This window comes from Halorubrum californiense DSM 19288 (assembly GCF_000336875.1).
GTDB classification, from domain to species: Archaea; Halobacteriota; Halobacteria; order Halobacteriales; family Haloferacaceae; genus Halorubrum; species Halorubrum californiense.
This window is the reverse complement of the sequence record NZ_AOJK01000019.1, coordinates 13,140-27,553: the sequence shown is the minus strand read 5'-3', so window position 1 is coordinate 27,553 and position 14,414 is coordinate 13,140. Positions and strand designations below refer to the sequence as shown.

Annotated in this window: 16 protein-coding genes; 7 read left to right on the top strand and 9 right to left on the bottom strand. The window is 69.5% G+C overall.

Annotated elements, in window-relative coordinates; genetic code table 11:
- Positions 1-95: 95 nt before the first annotated feature.
- Together C463_RS03700 and C463_RS19895 are read left to right on the top strand one after the other, a co-directional pair.
- On the top strand, positions 96-392 hold the full coding sequence (locus tag C463_RS03700; protein WP_008441178.1) for a DUF5808 domain-containing protein: 297 nt from the start codon (positions 96-98) through the stop codon (positions 390-392).
- Between the two features lie 115 nt (positions 393-507).
- A complete protein-coding gene (locus tag C463_RS19895) occupies positions 508-642 on the top strand; it encodes a hypothetical protein (protein ID WP_004597316.1) in 135 nt (44 codons plus the stop codon).
- Here the strand turns inward: C463_RS19895 and C463_RS03695 are convergent.
- The 4 genes from C463_RS03695 to pyrH form a co-directional block, all read right to left on the bottom strand.
- Complete coding sequence (locus C463_RS03695) at positions 626-1,537, bottom strand: sensor histidine kinase (RefSeq protein ID WP_008441176.1); 912 nt, start codon at positions 1,535-1,537, stop codon at positions 626-628. The genes C463_RS19895 and C463_RS03695 overlap by 17 nt on opposite strands.
- Before the next feature lie 89 nt (positions 1,538-1,626).
- A complete protein-coding gene (locus C463_RS03690; RefSeq protein ID WP_008441174.1) occupies positions 1,627-1,938 on the bottom strand; it encodes a DUF7573 domain-containing protein in 312 nt (103 codons plus the stop codon).
- Entirely contained in the window at positions 1,939-3,669 is a 1,731-nt protein-coding gene (gene lysS / locus C463_RS03685; RefSeq protein WP_008441172.1) for a lysine--tRNA ligase, read from the bottom strand. It abuts the gene before it with no gap.
- Positions 3,666-4,385, bottom strand: coding sequence for a UMP kinase (gene pyrH, locus C463_RS03680; RefSeq protein WP_008441171.1), 720 nt, complete (start codon positions 4,383-4,385; stop codon positions 3,666-3,668). Before pyrH ends, lysS begins: the two co-directional genes overlap by 4 nt.
- A gap of 131 nt (positions 4,386-4,516) precedes the next feature.
- Here pyrH and C463_RS03675 point away from each other — a divergent pair, with 131 nt between their 5' ends.
- From C463_RS03675 to C463_RS03665, 3 genes are all read left to right on the top strand, one after another.
- On the top strand, positions 4,517-5,389 hold the full coding sequence (locus C463_RS03675) for a molybdopterin synthase (RefSeq protein WP_008441169.1): 873 nt from the start codon (positions 4,517-4,519) through the stop codon (positions 5,387-5,389).
- A 346-nt stretch (positions 5,390-5,735) separates the two neighbouring features.
- Positions 5,736-5,996 (top strand): DUF7123 family protein, encoded by a 261-nt coding sequence (locus C463_RS03670; protein WP_008441168.1) that lies wholly within the window; start codon positions 5,736-5,738, stop codon positions 5,994-5,996.
- A gap of 204 nt (positions 5,997-6,200) precedes the next feature.
- Entirely contained in the window at positions 6,201-7,349 is a 1,149-nt protein-coding gene (locus C463_RS03665) for a site-2 protease family protein (RefSeq protein ID WP_008441167.1), read from the top strand.
- Between the two features lie 9 nt (positions 7,350-7,358).
- On the opposite strand, the gene C463_RS03660 is transcribed toward C463_RS03665, so the two are convergent.
- From C463_RS03660 to C463_RS03645, 4 genes are all read right to left on the bottom strand, one after another.
- Entirely contained in the window at positions 7,359-9,032 is a 1,674-nt protein-coding gene (locus tag C463_RS03660) for an ABC1 kinase family protein (RefSeq protein ID WP_008441166.1), read from the bottom strand.
- A 3-nt stretch (positions 9,033-9,035) separates the two neighbouring features.
- Positions 9,036-9,410 carry an Hsp20/alpha crystallin family protein gene (locus tag C463_RS03655; protein ID WP_008441165.1) on the bottom strand — a complete coding sequence of 125 codons (375 nt, stop codon included), beginning with the start codon at positions 9,408-9,410 and terminating at the stop codon, positions 9,036-9,038.
- A gap of 99 nt (positions 9,411-9,509) precedes the next feature.
- Complete coding sequence (locus C463_RS03650; RefSeq protein ID WP_008441164.1) at positions 9,510-10,247, bottom strand: hypothetical protein; 738 nt, start codon at positions 10,245-10,247, stop codon at positions 9,510-9,512.
- A 101-nt stretch (positions 10,248-10,348) separates the two neighbouring features.
- Positions 10,349-11,119 (bottom strand): alpha/beta fold hydrolase, encoded by a 771-nt coding sequence (locus C463_RS03645; RefSeq protein ID WP_008441163.1) that lies wholly within the window; start codon positions 11,117-11,119, stop codon positions 10,349-10,351.
- Between the two features lie 211 nt (positions 11,120-11,330).
- On the opposite strand from C463_RS03645, the gene C463_RS03640 reads away from it, so the two are divergent.
- Positions 11,331-11,582 (top strand): Hsp20/alpha crystallin family protein, encoded by a 252-nt coding sequence (locus C463_RS03640; protein ID WP_008441162.1) that lies wholly within the window; start codon positions 11,331-11,333, stop codon positions 11,580-11,582.
- Positions 11,579-13,846 carry a CDC48 family AAA ATPase gene (locus C463_RS03635; protein ID WP_008441161.1) on the top strand — a complete coding sequence of 756 codons (2,268 nt, stop codon included), beginning with the start codon at positions 11,579-11,581 and terminating at the stop codon, positions 13,844-13,846. The genes C463_RS03640 and C463_RS03635 overlap by 4 nt, the downstream gene beginning before the upstream one ends.
- A 43-nt stretch (positions 13,847-13,889) precedes the next feature.
- Here C463_RS03635 and C463_RS03630 read toward each other — a convergent pair whose 3' ends face one another.
- Complete coding sequence (locus tag C463_RS03630) at positions 13,890-14,126, bottom strand: hypothetical protein (RefSeq protein ID WP_008441160.1); 237 nt, start codon at positions 14,124-14,126, stop codon at positions 13,890-13,892.
- Between the last annotated feature and the right edge of the window lie 288 nt (positions 14,127-14,414).

The following is a 14,414-nucleotide window of genomic DNA, read 5'->3' as shown; positions in this document are numbered from 1 at the left end:
GCCGCCGGCCGCGGCGTCAGCACGGCCGCGCTCCCCGCTGCGGTCGGCGTCCGATGGCGCCACGATTTATGGTGCCAGCGGACAGAGTGACTGGCATGGGAGACAAACCGTCGTCGGGAGAGATTCTCGGAATCCCGTACAACTTCGAGCGCCCGAGCCTCGGGCGCCTGCTTTCGTCGTACTGGCAGCCCGGTAAGGGGATGCTCGTCGAGAAGCCGTTCGGCATCGGCTACACGCTGAACCTCGCCAGCTGGCGGTCGTGGATCGTCCTCGCGGTCGCCGGCGGGCTCTACTACCAGCAGCAGCAGTCCGGAGCCGCGGCCGACTTCGACGAACCCGACGCGGCCGACGAGGACGACGGCCCCGTCGAAGTGATCGTCGACGACGACTGACGGCGGCCGCGTCGCCCGATCGGAGACACCGTGCGGCGTGATACCGCGATCGCCGGTTTTCGCCGTTGATTCCGCGTCGGTTTGTTTTAAATATCAGAAGCTTGTAGAACAGATAATGAAAGTCCAGTTCGAGTGCTCGTGTTCGGAGGAGATCTCCGAGTTCACCCGCGGCGAGACCAGCCGAGGGGTCCACGTCGAATGCGGGAACTGCGGCGCGGTGTACGCCGTGACGATCACCGAGCTGGAGTAGCCGGCGGCGCCGCGGACTCGAACCGGAGCCGGACCGTGGTGCCGTCGTCCGTCGCCTCGAACCGGACGGTCCCACCCTGCGTCTCGCACATCCACTTGACGAGCCACAGCCCGATGCTGCTCGCGTGCGAGAGCGGTGTCTCTTCTTCGGCCTGTAACACCGCTCGCTCGTCCGGCGGGATCCCCGGCCCGTTGTCGGTGATCTCCAGACAGGTGGTCGTCCCGTTCTCGCGGATCGTCGCCGCCACGCGCCGCGTCGCGCCGTCGTTGTGCGTGACCGCGTTCTCGAACACCTCCCGGATCGGGAACGCCACGGAGTCGTCCGCGCGGATCCACGCCTCGGAGGGGGTTTCCACCGTGACCGCGGCGCCGTCGGCGTCCACGACCCCGACCGCCTCGTGGACGGCGTCGACGAGGTTCACGCGGCCGTCCGGGAGATCGGGCGAAGCGTCCTCGATCACCCGAAGCTTCTCGCTGATCGCGACGACGTCGTCGGTCGTCTGTCGGATCGTCTCCAGGCACTGTCTGCTTCGCTCGTCGTCGATCCGGTCGGCCAGCAGGTCGGTGTACCCCTGAATCACGTTGAGGTCGTTGCGGACGTTGTGCCGGAACACCCGGCTCAACACCTGTAGCTGCTGGTTGGAGGTTTCGAGGTCTCGGTAGGCGGCCTCCGCCCGCCGCCGGTGATGCGTGACCGCGCCGTAGAGGAGTCCGCCGGACCCGACGACGAGCAGCCAGTCCCCGACGAGGCGCGTCGGCGTCCACCTCGCCGCGGTCCCGTTCGCCGACGCGACCGCGAGGTCGACCGGGACCGCGAACAGCGCTCCGAGACAGAGGTACGCCGCCGTGAGGGCGGCCGCAGACCGCCCGTACAGTAGCTCCGAAATGTATTTCATTTATATTTAATTTATTACGTGGCGAATTTTCTCTGTAGGCAACAATTCAACGGCCGACGGCTTAAGTTTTGACCGCCGGTTCCGCGCCGTCACCACGACGCGCAGTCGGCGCAGACGAGGGCGTCGTCGTCGCGCCAGCGGCGGTCGACGGACTCGCCGCAGCGGTCGCACGCCGCGCCGTCGGCGTGCCATGTCGAGGTGGCGACCGCTTGGTCGACGTCGGCCGGGTCGACGGCGTCGTTCGGATCGCTCGGGGCATCCGAGTCCGCGTCGTCCGGGGAGGAGTCGGCGGCGTCATCGCCGTCAACGCCATCTGTGCCGTCGTCCGCGGTGTCCGCGGCAGCGCCGGAATTCGTGTCTTCGTCACCGGCGAAGTCGTCGAGCGAGCGGTCGTCGGGCATCTACGCCTCCCGTCGGAGCCGGTCGACGACGTAGTCGCGCTCCAGTTCGCCGAGGAACTCCCCGAGCCGCGGGCCCTGCGTGTCGTCGAAGAAGAGGCGGTAGCCCGCGGCGAAGAACTCGCTCACCTCGACGCCGTGGTCGCGGGCGGTCTCGTAGATCTCGCCTTGAATCGCCTCCCCGTCGTGGCCGGCCGCGACGAAGTCGGCGAGGTCGTCGAGCGCGGCCGCGACGTCCTCGTCGAACTCGACCGCGGGGAGGTCGGTCTGGAGGCGGTAGTCGTACTCGTTGGCCGTCCGCTCGGCCCAGTTCCGGGCCTGCTCCACGCGGGCGAGCGCGGCGTCGACGGCGTCGGAGTCCGCGTCCTCGGGGATGTGTCCCTCATCGCGGGCGAGCCGCTCGCGGAAGGCGGGGTCGTCCACCATCCCGAGGACCGCCGCGAACGTGTACGGGAGCCGGATCGGCTTCTCGGTGGGCGGGTCGTCGGGCCGGCCGACGACGAACGGGTAGGCGCGCTCGGCGAAGGCGGTGAGGTCGGGGTCGTCGACCTCGCCGAAGTAGGCGCGCTCGAACCGGTCGAAGCGGGCGACCAGCTGGTCGAGCCGCTCGACGTCGAGGTCGCGGGCCTTCTTCGGGTGGAGCGCGAAGAAGTAGCGCAACACCTCGGGTTCGATCAGCTCCAGCAGCTCCTGGACCGTGACGACGTTGCCCTCGGAGGAGGAGAACGCGTCGCCGTTGAGCGTGAACCACTCGTACACCATCGGGACGGGCGGCTCCTCGCCGAAGACGTTCCGCGCGACGTCGACGCCGGAGGGCCACGACCCCTCCGCGTGGTCCTTGCCGAACGGCTCGAAGTCGACGCCGAGGACGCCCCACTGGGCGGGCCACTCCAGCCGCCACGGGAGCTTCCCCTCGCGGAACGTCGCGGTGCCCTCGTGGCCGCACCCCTCGATGGTGTTGCCGCCGGCGTCCATGTCGGTACAGACGTAGTCGACGGTCTCGCTTTCGAGGTCGATTCCCGTCACCGTCTCCGTGACCTTCCCGCACGCCGAACAGATCGGGTTGAAGGGGACGTACTCGTCGTCGACCTTGTCTTGGTACGGCGAGAGCACCTCGCGGACGCGCTCGACGTCCCCGAGGACGGTCCGGATCGCGTCGTCGAACGCCCCGTCGGCGTACAGCTCGGTGTTCGAGAGCATCTCGACGGGGACGTTCAGGCGGTCGGCGTCGGCCTTCAGCAGGCCGGCGAAGTGGGCCGCGTACGACTCGGCCTCGCCGAACGGGTCCGGAATCTCGGTGTACGGCTTCCCGAGGTTGCGGCCGAGCGCGCCGGCGTCGACCTCGCCGAGCCCGACGATGTCGCCGTCCGCGTTCGCCAGCTTCCGCGGCACCTTCCGCAGCGGGTCCCTGTCGTCGGAGGTGAACACCTGTCGGACCTCGTGGCCGCGGTCGCGGAGCACCTCGGCGACGAAGTAGCCGCGCATGATCTCGTTGAAGTTGCCGAGGTGGGCGACCCCCGAGGGGGAGACGCCGCCCTTGATCACGATCGGCTCGTCGGGGTCTCGGGCCTCGATCTCGTCCGCGACGACGTCGGCCCAGAAGGCGTGGAACGCCTCCGCGGACTCCTCGGCCGGGTCCTCCCCGTCGCCGGCCTCCCCGTCGTCGGGCGCGGTCTGCTCGGAGAGGATGTGCGGGGAGTCGTCGGGGGCGGCGGACGCGTCGTCCGCGCTCATCGCTCCTCCGTCCAGTAGTCCGGTTCCTCACCCTCGACGGGGACGATGTCGGTCCCCGTGTGGTCGCCGCGCGACACGGCGTCGACGACGGCGGTCGGGTCGGTCCCGTCGAGGACGATCGACCGGAGCCCGGCCCGGTCGATCAGTTTCGCCGCGAACAGGTCGACGGGCGCGGACGCGCCCGCGTCGCGGCTCATCGGGACGACGACGTCGACGAGTTCGGCCGGCGACAGCGACGCGAACTGGGTCGCGTCGGGGTCGGCGTTGGGGTCGGCGTCGTACACGCCGTCGGCGTTCGTGGCGAACACGAGCAGGTCGGCGTCGACCGACTCGGCGAACGCGGCGGCGACCGCGTCGGTCGTCTGTCCCGGCGTCACGCCGCCCATCACCGCTGCCTCGCCGCGGCGGAGGGCGGCGCCCGCCTCCTCGTAGTCGGTCGCGGGCGCGAGGTTGGCGCGGTCCCCGAGCGCGGCGATCAGCAGCCGGGCGTTGAGCCGGGTCGTCCCGATGCCGAGCCGATCGAGTTCGACCTCGTTGGCCCCGATCTCGCGGGCCGTCCGGATGTACTCGCGGGCGACACCGCCGCCGCCGACGACGACTCCGACCTCGCAGCCCTCGGCGACCAGCCGTTCGATCGCCTCGGCGTACGCGGCCACGCGCTCGGGGTCGAGGTCCGGCGCGAGCACGCTCCCGCCGACAGAAACGACGACTCTCATTGGCGACGAGTACCCCTGTCGCGGTCTTAAGGATTGCCAAGCCCGGACGCCGCGGGACCGGAGACGGGGGGTGAGCCGGAGCAGCGGGTTGACCGGGAAACGCCTAAGCCGGTCGCGGCCCGCTCTCGGGTATGCGACCGATATCGATCGTCGGCGACGGGGCCCCGACGCTGGCGCGACGGCTCGCGGACCGCCTCGACGGTCGGGTCGCCGTCGTGGAGCGCGGCGACGACTCGACCGGCGGAGAGCGAAGCGGACCGGACCGGAGCGACCGGGCCGCCGACGGCGGCGCGGTCGAGGGCGAGGTCGCCGACCCGGCGCAGCGTCCGGCGATCGACACCGAGATTTCATTCGACGCGGACGGGAACTGGAGCGGCCGCGGGACGATCGACGGGTTCGACGACCTGCTCGACGGGCTCGCCCCCGACCACGACTACCTGCTGGCGGTCGACGAGTCGCGGCTGCGCGTGCCCGCGGTCCTCCTCGGCCCCGATCCGGGCCCCGAGGGCGTGCCGGGGACGGTCCTCGCGACCGCGGAGCGCCCGGACGGGCTCGACCTCGACGCGCTCGTCGACGACCTCGACGACGCGGAGCCGTGGATCACCCGCGAGACGCTCGTGCGGCGCGTCGAGGCCTCGGCGGACGCGGAGCGGTCGGGCGCGATCGCTACGTTCACCGGACGCGTGCGCGCCCGCGAGGCCCCGGGCGACGACCGGACGACGCACCTCGCGTTCGAGAAGTACGAAGGGGTCGCCGAGGCGCGGATGGACGACATCGCCGACGAACTCGCGGAGCGCGACGGCGTCTTCGACGTGCGGATGTACCACCGCACGGGCGTGATTGAGGCCGGAGAGGACATCGTGTTCGTCGTCGTCCTCGCCGGGCACCGCCGGGAGGCGTTCCGGACGGTCGAGGACGGGATCGACCGGCTGAAAGACGAGGTGCCGATATTCAAGAAGGAGGCGACGGAGTCGGAGACGTTCTGGGTCCACCGGCGCGACTGAGCGGGCGTCGGGGACGGTTCCGAGAACCGGAGCGCGGCCGAGAACCTCCCGCGAGACGACCGCGCGAGGAGCGCGCGGCCGCTCCGAGACGGATTTACGCGGATTATTTTGCTGGTAGTTGTCGGGCAAACGCGGCGACGGCGGGTGACTCGCTTACCGAGTGGTCAGCGACAAAAACTCCCTCAAAACAGATTATAAAATTCCTGCGCCGTTTTAGAACCGTTGTAAAGAGTCCGTCAGACACGTTTTATCCAGGCGGGTTCGGTGAAACGCCCTGAAACCCCCTGAACGTCGCCCAACGGTGTCACCTTTATAACACCCTCCGTCGGCAAGCGTGGGGTGTACTATGAGCGCGACAGCGAACCCCTCCACGAACGCGAGCGCGAACGACGACAGCAGCAAGGAAGAGCGGCTCAAGCAGTACCTGATCGACCGCGCCCAAGACGGCGAGATGTACTTCAAAGGGAAGTTCATCTCCGAGGACGTCGACCTCTCGCCGAAGGAGATCGGCGCCCTGATGGTGAAGCTCCGCGACTCCGCGACGGAGCTCACCGTCGAGAAGTGGTCGTACACGGGCGCGACGACCTGGCGCGTCGAGCCCGCCTGACGGTCCGTTCCGCCGACCGACGCCGGCAGCACCGCCCCCGACGCACAGCACCGCACTGACGCCCGCGGTCCGGTCCCCGACTCGCGCTTTTCTGACCGCACGCGCGTCCGCCCGGCGAACACGAGCGGACGGCCGGTCCCCCGTTTCCGGTTCGCTCCCCCGCCGACGCGGGGTTTATACTCGCCGACCAGTTACGACGTGACGATGCCAGAACACGAGGACGCGGCGGCGGCCGGGGACGGCGCGCCGCGTCCGGAGCCCCTCCGGACGTTCTTCCGGATCGACGAGGTCCGCCGCGAAGACGGCCGCGTGCGATACCGCGGCGAGTCGTACGTCCCGGAGCGGACGCTGCTGCGGAAGCTGACCCCGCACTTCCGCGAGGCGGGCTACGAGGTCGACGTCGAGGTCGTCGACGACGGCCACGTCGTCGTCGCGACGCCGTTCGACCGCGGCCGCGACGGGATCCCGTGGGTGAACGTCGCCATGTTCGCGGCCACCCTCCTTTCGACGCTGTTCGTCGGCGCGTACGGCTGGTACTACGTCCCGCTCGCGGAGATACAGTCGAACCCGCTGACGCTGCTTCAGGCGTGGCCGTTCACCGCCGCGGTCCTCGGCGTCCTGATGACCCACGAGCTCGGCCACTACGCCGCCGGGCGCTACCACGGCGTCCCCGTTTCGCTCCCGTACGTCATCCCCTTCATCTTCCCGTTCGGCACGCTCGGCGCGGTGATCCGGATCCGCGGGCGGATGCCCTCGCGGAAGGTCCTCTTCGACATCGGCGCCGCCGGACCGATCGCGGGGCTGGTCGCGACGGTCGTCGTGACGGTTATCGGCCTCTCGCTGGACCCGATTCAGGTGCCGGCGGAGCTCGCGAACTCGTCCGGCCCGGTGATCCGGTTCAACAACCCGCCGCTCTTGGACCTCATCGCCGGCGTCCTCGGCCAGCCGACGAGCTACGGCGATCCGCGGCTCACCGCCCACCCGGTGGTGATCGGCGGCTGGGTCGGGATGTTCTTCACCCTCCTGAACCTCCTCCCGGTCGGCCAGCTCGACGGCGGCCACATGGTCCGGGCGATGCTCGGACCGCGACAGGAGACGGTGGCGGCGCTCGTCCCGGGCGCGCTGTTCGGGATCGCCGCGTACCTCCACTTCTGGCGGGGGCTCGGGCTGAACGAGTCGGTCGGGCTCTGGGCGTTCTGGGGCGTGTTCGCGGCGGTGATCGCGTTCAACGGCCCGGCGGACCCGACCGACGAGGGAGGGGTGGGACTCCCGCGGCTCGCGGTCGGCCTCGCCACGTTCGCCGTCGGCGCGCTCTGTTTCCTCCTCGTGCCGATCCAAGTCATCGCGGCGTGACGCCGCAGATCAGTCGTCGCGCCGGTTCTTCATCCCCTGTCTGGTGAACTGGGGCGTGGTTCGGAGCCCGCGCTTCTTCCGGAACGACCGGTACAAGGCGATCGCGAGCGGCGATGCCAGCGCGAGAACGACCGCCGCGAGCCGCCACTCCTGCGTGAACGAGTAGAGGATCGTCGCCGAGAGGACGCCGACCGCGAGCAGCACGGAGTAGGCGATCCGCATCGCGAGCTTCTCCAGCACCTTCGTATCGTCTTCCAGCACGACGTTGACCGTCAGGTCGTCGCGGTTGGCGCGGTCGAGGAACTCGTCGGCCTTCGGCGGCACCGTGAACAGCGCCTCGGTGGTCTGTTGCACCTGCCGGCCGGCGTCCTCGGCGAGGTCGCGGGCGGTCTGCTCGTAGTACCCCTCCTCGCGGAGGTAGTCGGTCGCCGTCGAGATGAAGTCGAACTCGGGGTCGAGGGTGACGCAGACCCCCTCGACGACGGTGGCGACCCGGAGGACCAAGGCGAGGTCCGGCGGGAGTCGCAGCGGGAACTCGTAGATGGTCGACTCCACCTGCTCGATGATCTGATTCACCTGGTACTGCTCGATGTCCTCGCCGCTGGCGTCGGCGATGGCGAGCTCCATCACGTTCCCCATCACCTCGCGGTCGGCCTCCGGCGAGAGCGTCCCCATCGAGATCAGCGTGTCGAGGATGGCGTCGATGTCCTGCCGCGCGACCGCGACGTAGAACTCGACGATCTTCTCTTGGACGAACGGGTCGACCCGGCCCGCCATCCCGAAGTCGTAGAAGATCACGGTGCCGTCGTCCGCGACCGCGAGGTTCCCCGGGTGGGGGTCGGCGTGGAACACGCCGTCCTCGATGATCATCTGGAGGTACACCTCCTGGAGCGTCTCCGCGATCGCCGTCCGGTCGTGGCCCGCCTCGTCGAGCGCGTCGATGTCGCTGATCTTGGTCCCCGGGACGTACTCCATCGTGAGTACTCGAGGCCCGGAGACCGGCTCGTACGTCTCCGGAATCCGGATCCGGTCGTTGTCCGCGAAGTTGCCGCGGATCTCTTCGAGCATCGTCCGCTCGCGCTCGTAGTCCATCTCCTCGCGGATCGTCTTCGCGAACTCGTCGGCGAGGTTCTCCAGCGAGAACGCCCGACCGGCGCCGGTGAACCGCTTGACGAGCGGGATCGACCAGCGGATCGTCCGGAGGTCGGCCTCGACGAGCGACTCGATCCCCGGGCGGCGAACCTTCACCGCGACCGGGTTCCCCTCGTACTCCGCGGTGTACACCTGCCCGAGGCTGGCGCCGCTTATCGGATCGCGGTCGAAGTCGTCGAACGTCTCGTCGACCGGCCCGAACTCGTCTTCGAGGACGACCTTCGACTCCTCCCAGGGCGCGGGCGGCACGTCGTCCTGGAGCCCCTCCAGCACCTCGATGTACGCCGGCGGGAGGATGTCCGGCCGCGTCGAGAGGATCTGCCCGAGCTTGATGAACGTCGGGCCGAGGGTAAGCAGGATGTCGAGCAGCACCGCGGCGCGCTCGCGCTGCGTCTCGGCGTCGACCTCGCGGCTCCCGCCGAACAGGAAGTAGCGTCGGCTGTCACGCCAGTAGGCGACGATGAGCGGCGAGAACTGCCGCAGGACGACGACGAACCGCCAGTAGGCGCGAAGGTTGACCAGCGTGACCACCCGTCAGGCGTCGCCCTCGTCGTCCGCGCCGTCGACGGGGATGCTCTTGGAGACGTCGCGTTCCCGCTTTGGGAGCGAGATTTCGAGGACGCCGCGGTCGATTTCGGCGTCCGCGCCCGCACCGTCGGCGTCGCTCGGGAGGGGCAGCTCCGCGTCGAGGAACAGCGGGCGGTCCTCGCGGACGTACTCGAATCCCTCGGGGACGGCCTTGTCGCGGCGTCCCTCGATGTCGATGCGCCCGTCCTCGACGAGCACCTCGGTGGTCTCGGCGGTCGCGCCCGGGAGGTCGACGACGAGGACGTACCCGTCGTCCGACTCAAGTAAGTCCGCAAACACCGCGTCCGGGAGGTCCCGGAGCGCGTCACGTAGCGCTGACATATCGACAGATAGGGCCGCCGTGGCGAAAAACCTGTGGAAAAACGGGGTCCGACTCCGAGGTCCGATGTCGGTCGTGCGGGCGGGGTCGCCGGCCTCGGCTCAGTCGTCGCCGATGTCGAGGTCGAACTTCCCGAGGTCCTCGCCCTGCGACTCTCCGGGAAGGATGTCCCCGAGTCCGGCCCCGAACGCGGCCGCGGCCCAGACGACCGCGATGCGGCCGGCCCGTTCGATCGCGGTCGGGTCCCCCTCGTGGAGCCGGCCCCAGAAGAGCAGCATCGCCGACGAAGTCGCCAGCGAGACGAGCAGGACGCCCGCGTACCGACGGGGGATGAGGCCGAAGATCGGGTGTCTGATCGTGATCTGCCGGAAGTCGGCGAAGTAGAGGAGCCCCGCGGTCGCGAGGAAGATGAACCCCACGTGGCCGATCAGGAGGACCGGGACGCCGGCGACGGTGACGGCCGCGAACCAGGCCGCGATCTCGAAGACGCCGCCCTCGACGAGCAGCGGGAGCGCGAACAGCACCGCCCCCACGAACGACTCGGCCAGGTCCCGGGAGGTGTACTTGGTGATCCGCTCGGCGAGCGCGCCCGTCCCGGGCATCCGCTCGACGAGCGAGATGGTCTGTCTGACCTTCTCCCGCTCGTGTCCCTCGTCGACCGTGTCGCTCAGGGCGTCGAGCGTCGCGAGCAGGTCGTTGAGGTCCGGCTCGGCGGGTCCGTGCGCGGGATCGGTCCGGTCCCCCGCCGCTGACGGCCCGTCCGCGCCGCTCGGAGCGCCCGGTCCGTCGGGAGCGCTCGCCCGACCCGTGTCCGCGTCCCGTTCGTCGCTGTCAACCATGTGCCCCCGCGACGCGCGAGCGACCTAAAAGCGTACATGCGCGGGCGTCGCGGTGCGCGCGGTCTCTCGCGGTCGCCACGACCGCCGCCGCGAGCGGCGGCCTACAACCGGTCGAGGTACGCCGAGAGCGCCTCGTTGAAAACGGCCGGCACTTCGAGCATCGCGAGGTGGGCGGCGTCCGGGACCTCGGACCACTCCCCGTCCGGAATCTCCTCGGCGAGATACTCGTGGTACGCCGGAGGAGTGAGCCCGTCGTGTGCGCCGACGAGCGCGAGCGCCGGCACGTCGACCGCGTCGAGTCGGTCCCGAACGTCGAAGCGGTGGCACGTCAGGAAGTCGCGTTCGGTGACCTCTCGCCCGCACGCGCACATCGACGCCTCCGACAGTTCGACGTACTCGGCGGGCGCGTCGTGGAAGAGTCGGTCCGGCTCGTGGAGCACCGAGACGGCCCGGTCGAAGTCCTCGGCGAGCGCGTCGCGGAGGGGCTCGGCCACGGAGAGCTTCGCGCCCGTGCCCGCGAGGACGAGGCTGTCGAGCGCGAGATCGCGCTCCAGGGCGACCCATAGCGCGACCGCGCCGCCGAGCGAGTTGCCGCAGAGCACGGTCGCGTCCGTCCGCTCCGCGACGGCGATCACATCGTCCGCGTACGCGTCGAGAGTCTCGGCGCCAGCGGGCGTCGCAACGTCGTCGCTGTCGCCGTGCCCGGAGAGGTCGACCGCGACGCCCGGAAACCGGTCCGCGATCCGCGCCTGCGACTTCCAGACGTCCTTCGTCCCGCCGCTGCCGTGAACGAAACAGACCGTCGGCCCGTCGCCGCCGCGGTCGAAGCGCCGGTACGCCGTCTCCCGGCCGTCGTGGGTGACCCGTTCCATGCCTCGGTCGTTCGTCGTCGAGCGGTATAAACGCCGGAGGGAGCGGCCGCCCGGACCGGGCGCTCGGACCGGCCGATCCGCCGACTCGGCGGCGATCGATAAGGGGCGGATAGCCCCGAACCGCTACACTACCGTTACGAATCGATATTACTCACGTCCTGCGATTTTGAGCGACGCATTTATATACTCTCGCGACTAACTCGTAGTTAGGATGAATCACATACAGACCCGATCGACCGGCGACGGCGCGCTGCTGCGTCGGTACGAGTACGACGACGGGTGGACCGTCGCCGCCGACCTCGGCGTCGACGACGAGACGGTCACCGTCGACACCGTCGGCGGGACGGCGATCGTCGTCGTGGAGGGACCGGACGGGCCGGTCGAATCGGAGTTCGAGCTGCCCGGGACGGCCGCCGACGCGACCGTGAACAACGGGATTCTCACCGTGGAGGGCGGGCGATGAAGCTCACCGTCAAGCCGCTGAAACAGAAGGACGCCGGCCGTCGCCTCGCGGCGATCGACCGCGTCGCGGCCGACGAGCTCGGGCTCTCCGGCGGGGACATCGTCCGCGTCGAGAGCGCCGACGGGGCGGCGATCGCCCGCGTCTGGCCCGGCTACCCCGAGGACGACGGCACCGGCGTGATCCGCATCGACGGCCGCCTCCGGCAGGAGGCCGACGTGGGGATCGACGACCGCGTGACCGTCGAGGACGTCGACGTCTCGCGGGCGGACGCGGTGACGATCGCCTTCCCGAGCCAGCTTCGGGTGCGGGGACAGATCGCCCCGTTCATCCGCGACAAGCTCTCCGGGCAGCCCGTCACGGAGGGACAGACGATCCGGACCTCCCTCGGCTTCGGGCTGATGGGCGGCCAGTCGCAGGCGGTGCCGATGAAAATCGCCGAGACCAGCCCCGGCGGCACGGTCGTCATCACCGACGAGACGGAGATCAGTATCTCCGAGATCTCTGCGGAGGAGATCGCCGACCGCGGCGAGGCCGCAGGCGGCACCGGCGAGGGGCCCGACGTCACCTACGAGGACATCGGCGGGCTCGACGACGAGCTCGAACAGGTCCGTGAGATGATCGAGCTCCCGATGCGGCACCCGGAGCTGTTCAAGCGCCTCGGCATCGACCCGCCGAAGGGCGTCCTGCTCCACGGCCCGCCGGGCACGGGGAAGACGCTGATCGCGAAGGCGGTCGCCAACGAGATCGACGCCAACTTCCACACCATCTCCGGCCCGGAGATCATGTCGAAGTACTACGGCGAGTCCGAAGAGCAGCTCCGCGAGGTGTTCGAGGAGGCGTCCGAGGAGTCGCCGTCGATCATCTTCATGGACGAGCTGGACTCCATCGCGCCCAAGCGCGAGGAGGCCGGCGGCGACGTTGAGCGCCGCGTCGTGGCCCAGCTGCTCTCGCTGATGGACGGGCTGGAGGAGCGCGGCGAGGTCGTCGTCATCGGGGCGACGAACCGCGTCGACGCCATCGACCAGGCGCTCCGACGGGGCGGCCGCTTCGACCGCGAGATCGAGGTCGGCGTCCCCGACCGCGACGGCCGCAAGGAGATCCTCCAGGTCCACACGCGGAACATGCCGCTGACCGACGGGATCGACCTCGACGAGTACGCCGAGAACACGCACGGCTTCGTCGGGGCCGACTTGGAGTCGCTCGCGAAGGAGTCCGCGATGCACGCGCTGCGGCGCATCCGCCCGGAGATCGACCTCGAATCGGACGAGATCGACGCCGACGTGCTGAACAGCATCCAGGTGACCGAGGCGGACTTCAAGGAGGCGATCAAGGGGATCGAACCCTCCGCGCTCCGCGAGGTGTTCGTGGAGGTCCCCGACGTCACCTGGGACGACGTGGGCGGGCTCGAAAACACCAAAGAGCGGCTCCGCGAGACGATTCAGTGGCCCCTCGAATACCCCGAGGTGTTCGAGGAGCTGGACATGCAGGCCGCGAAGGGCGTCCTGATGTACGGCCCGCCGGGCACGGGGAAGACCCTGCTCGCGAAGGCCGTCGCCAACGAGAGCGAGTCGAACTTCATCTCGATCAAGGGGCCCGAGCTGCTGAACAAGTACGTGGGCGAGTCCGAGAAGGGCGTCCGCGAGGTGTTCAGCAAGGCCCGCGAGAACGCGCCGACGATCGTGTTCTTCGACGAGATCGACTCGATCGCGACCGAGCGCGGGAAGAACTCCGGCGACTCGGGCGTCGGCGAGCGCGTCGTCTCCCAGCTGCTGACGGAGCTCGACGGCCTCGAATCGCTGGAGGACGTGGTCGTAATCGCGACGACGAACCGCCCCGACCTCATCGACTCGGCGCTGCTCCGCCCCGGTCGCTTGGACCGCCACGTTCACGTGCCCGTCCCCGACGAGACGGCGCGCCGCCGGATCTTCGAGGTCCACACGCGAAACAAGCCGCTGGCCGACGACGTCGACCTCGACGCCCTCGCTCGGAAGACAGAGGGGTACGTGGGCGCCGACATCGAGGCGGTCGCCCGCGAGGCGTCGATGAACGCCTCCCGGGAGTTCATCGGCAGCGTCACGCGCGAGGAGGTCGGCGAGTCCGTCGGCAACGTCCGCGTGACGATGCAGCACTTCGAGGACGCGCTGAGCGAGGTGAACCCGAGCGTGACGCCCGAGACCCGCGAGCGCTACGAGGAGATAGAGAAGCAGTTCAAGCGGTCGGACGTCGACCGCACCGAGGCCGAGCCGGGCGCCGCGTTCCAGTAAGTCTGGCGCGTTCGACGAGCTGGCGGTCGGTCCGCGGCGGTTTTTATACCAGTCCCAGCGTCGACAGCAGGTAGAACGCCGCGACGACGACGATACCGATCGTGACGAGCCGCCACGCGAGCTTCAACACGAACTTCCCGACGACGATTATCAGCGCGACGGCGACGAGCGCGACCAGCAGCTGTCCGACCTGACTGCCGAGCAGCGCGGCCTGTGCCGGCGCGACGAGCCCCGCGAGCGACGTTGCGGTCATGTCCGGGCTCACGGCGACGCCGGGCATAAGCTTGTGGGACGAGCGGACCTTCAGTTATTTATTCTGATAGGTCGTGGGGAACGGCCGCGGCGAGCCCGATCGGAGAGCCGCCGGGTGACGGCCGTCACGACGGCGTCGCGCCGCCTCGACGCCGGAGACTCCGGTGAGCGACCCCCCTTCTGTTCCGGTGGGGAACCGCTCTCTCCGAGCGGTTTTTTGATGCGTCGATCAGTTTCACTCCGGTCTACCTACGCTTATGTGTCCGGAGTCCCTGCCGTACCGACGTACCGGATTCAGCGTCAGACGCCCCGGATC

Coding starts and splice junctions, on each gene's coding strand:
- C463_RS03700 (WP_008441178.1), top strand. CDS start 96: ATGGGAGACAAACCGTCGTCGGGAGAGATTCTCGGAATCCCGTACAAC.
- C463_RS19895 (WP_004597316.1), top strand. CDS start 508: ATGAAAGTCCAGTTCGAGTGCTCGTGTTCGGAGGAGATCTCCGAGTTC.
- C463_RS03695 (WP_008441176.1), bottom strand. CDS start 1,537: ATGAAATACATTTCGGAGCTACTGTACGGGCGGTCTGCGGCCGCCCTC.
- C463_RS03690 (WP_008441174.1), bottom strand. CDS start 1,938: ATGCCCGACGACCGCTCGCTCGACGACTTCGCCGGTGACGAAGACACG.
- lysS (WP_008441172.1), bottom strand. CDS start 3,669: ATGAGCGCGGACGACGCGTCCGCCGCCCCCGACGACTCCCCGCACATC.
- pyrH (WP_008441171.1), bottom strand. CDS start 4,385: ATGAGAGTCGTCGTTTCTGTCGGCGGGAGCGTGCTCGCGCCGGACCTC.
- C463_RS03675 (WP_008441169.1), top strand. CDS start 4,517: ATGCGACCGATATCGATCGTCGGCGACGGGGCCCCGACGCTGGCGCGA.
- C463_RS03670 (WP_008441168.1), top strand. CDS start 5,736: ATGAGCGCGACAGCGAACCCCTCCACGAACGCGAGCGCGAACGACGAC.
- C463_RS03665 (WP_008441167.1), top strand. CDS start 6,201: ATGCCAGAACACGAGGACGCGGCGGCGGCCGGGGACGGCGCGCCGCGT.
- C463_RS03655 (WP_008441165.1), bottom strand. CDS start 9,410: ATGTCAGCGCTACGTGACGCGCTCCGGGACCTCCCGGACGCGGTGTTT.
- C463_RS03650 (WP_008441164.1), bottom strand. CDS start 10,247: ATGGTTGACAGCGACGAACGGGACGCGGACACGGGTCGGGCGAGCGCT.
- C463_RS03645 (WP_008441163.1), bottom strand. CDS start 11,119: ATGGAACGGGTCACCCACGACGGCCGGGAGACGGCGTACCGGCGCTTC.
- C463_RS03640 (WP_008441162.1), top strand. CDS start 11,331: ATGAATCACATACAGACCCGATCGACCGGCGACGGCGCGCTGCTGCGT.
- C463_RS03635 (WP_008441161.1), top strand. CDS start 11,579: ATGAAGCTCACCGTCAAGCCGCTGAAACAGAAGGACGCCGGCCGTCGC.
- C463_RS03630 (WP_008441160.1), bottom strand. CDS start 14,126: ATGCCCGGCGTCGCCGTGAGCCCGGACATGACCGCAACGTCGCTCGCG.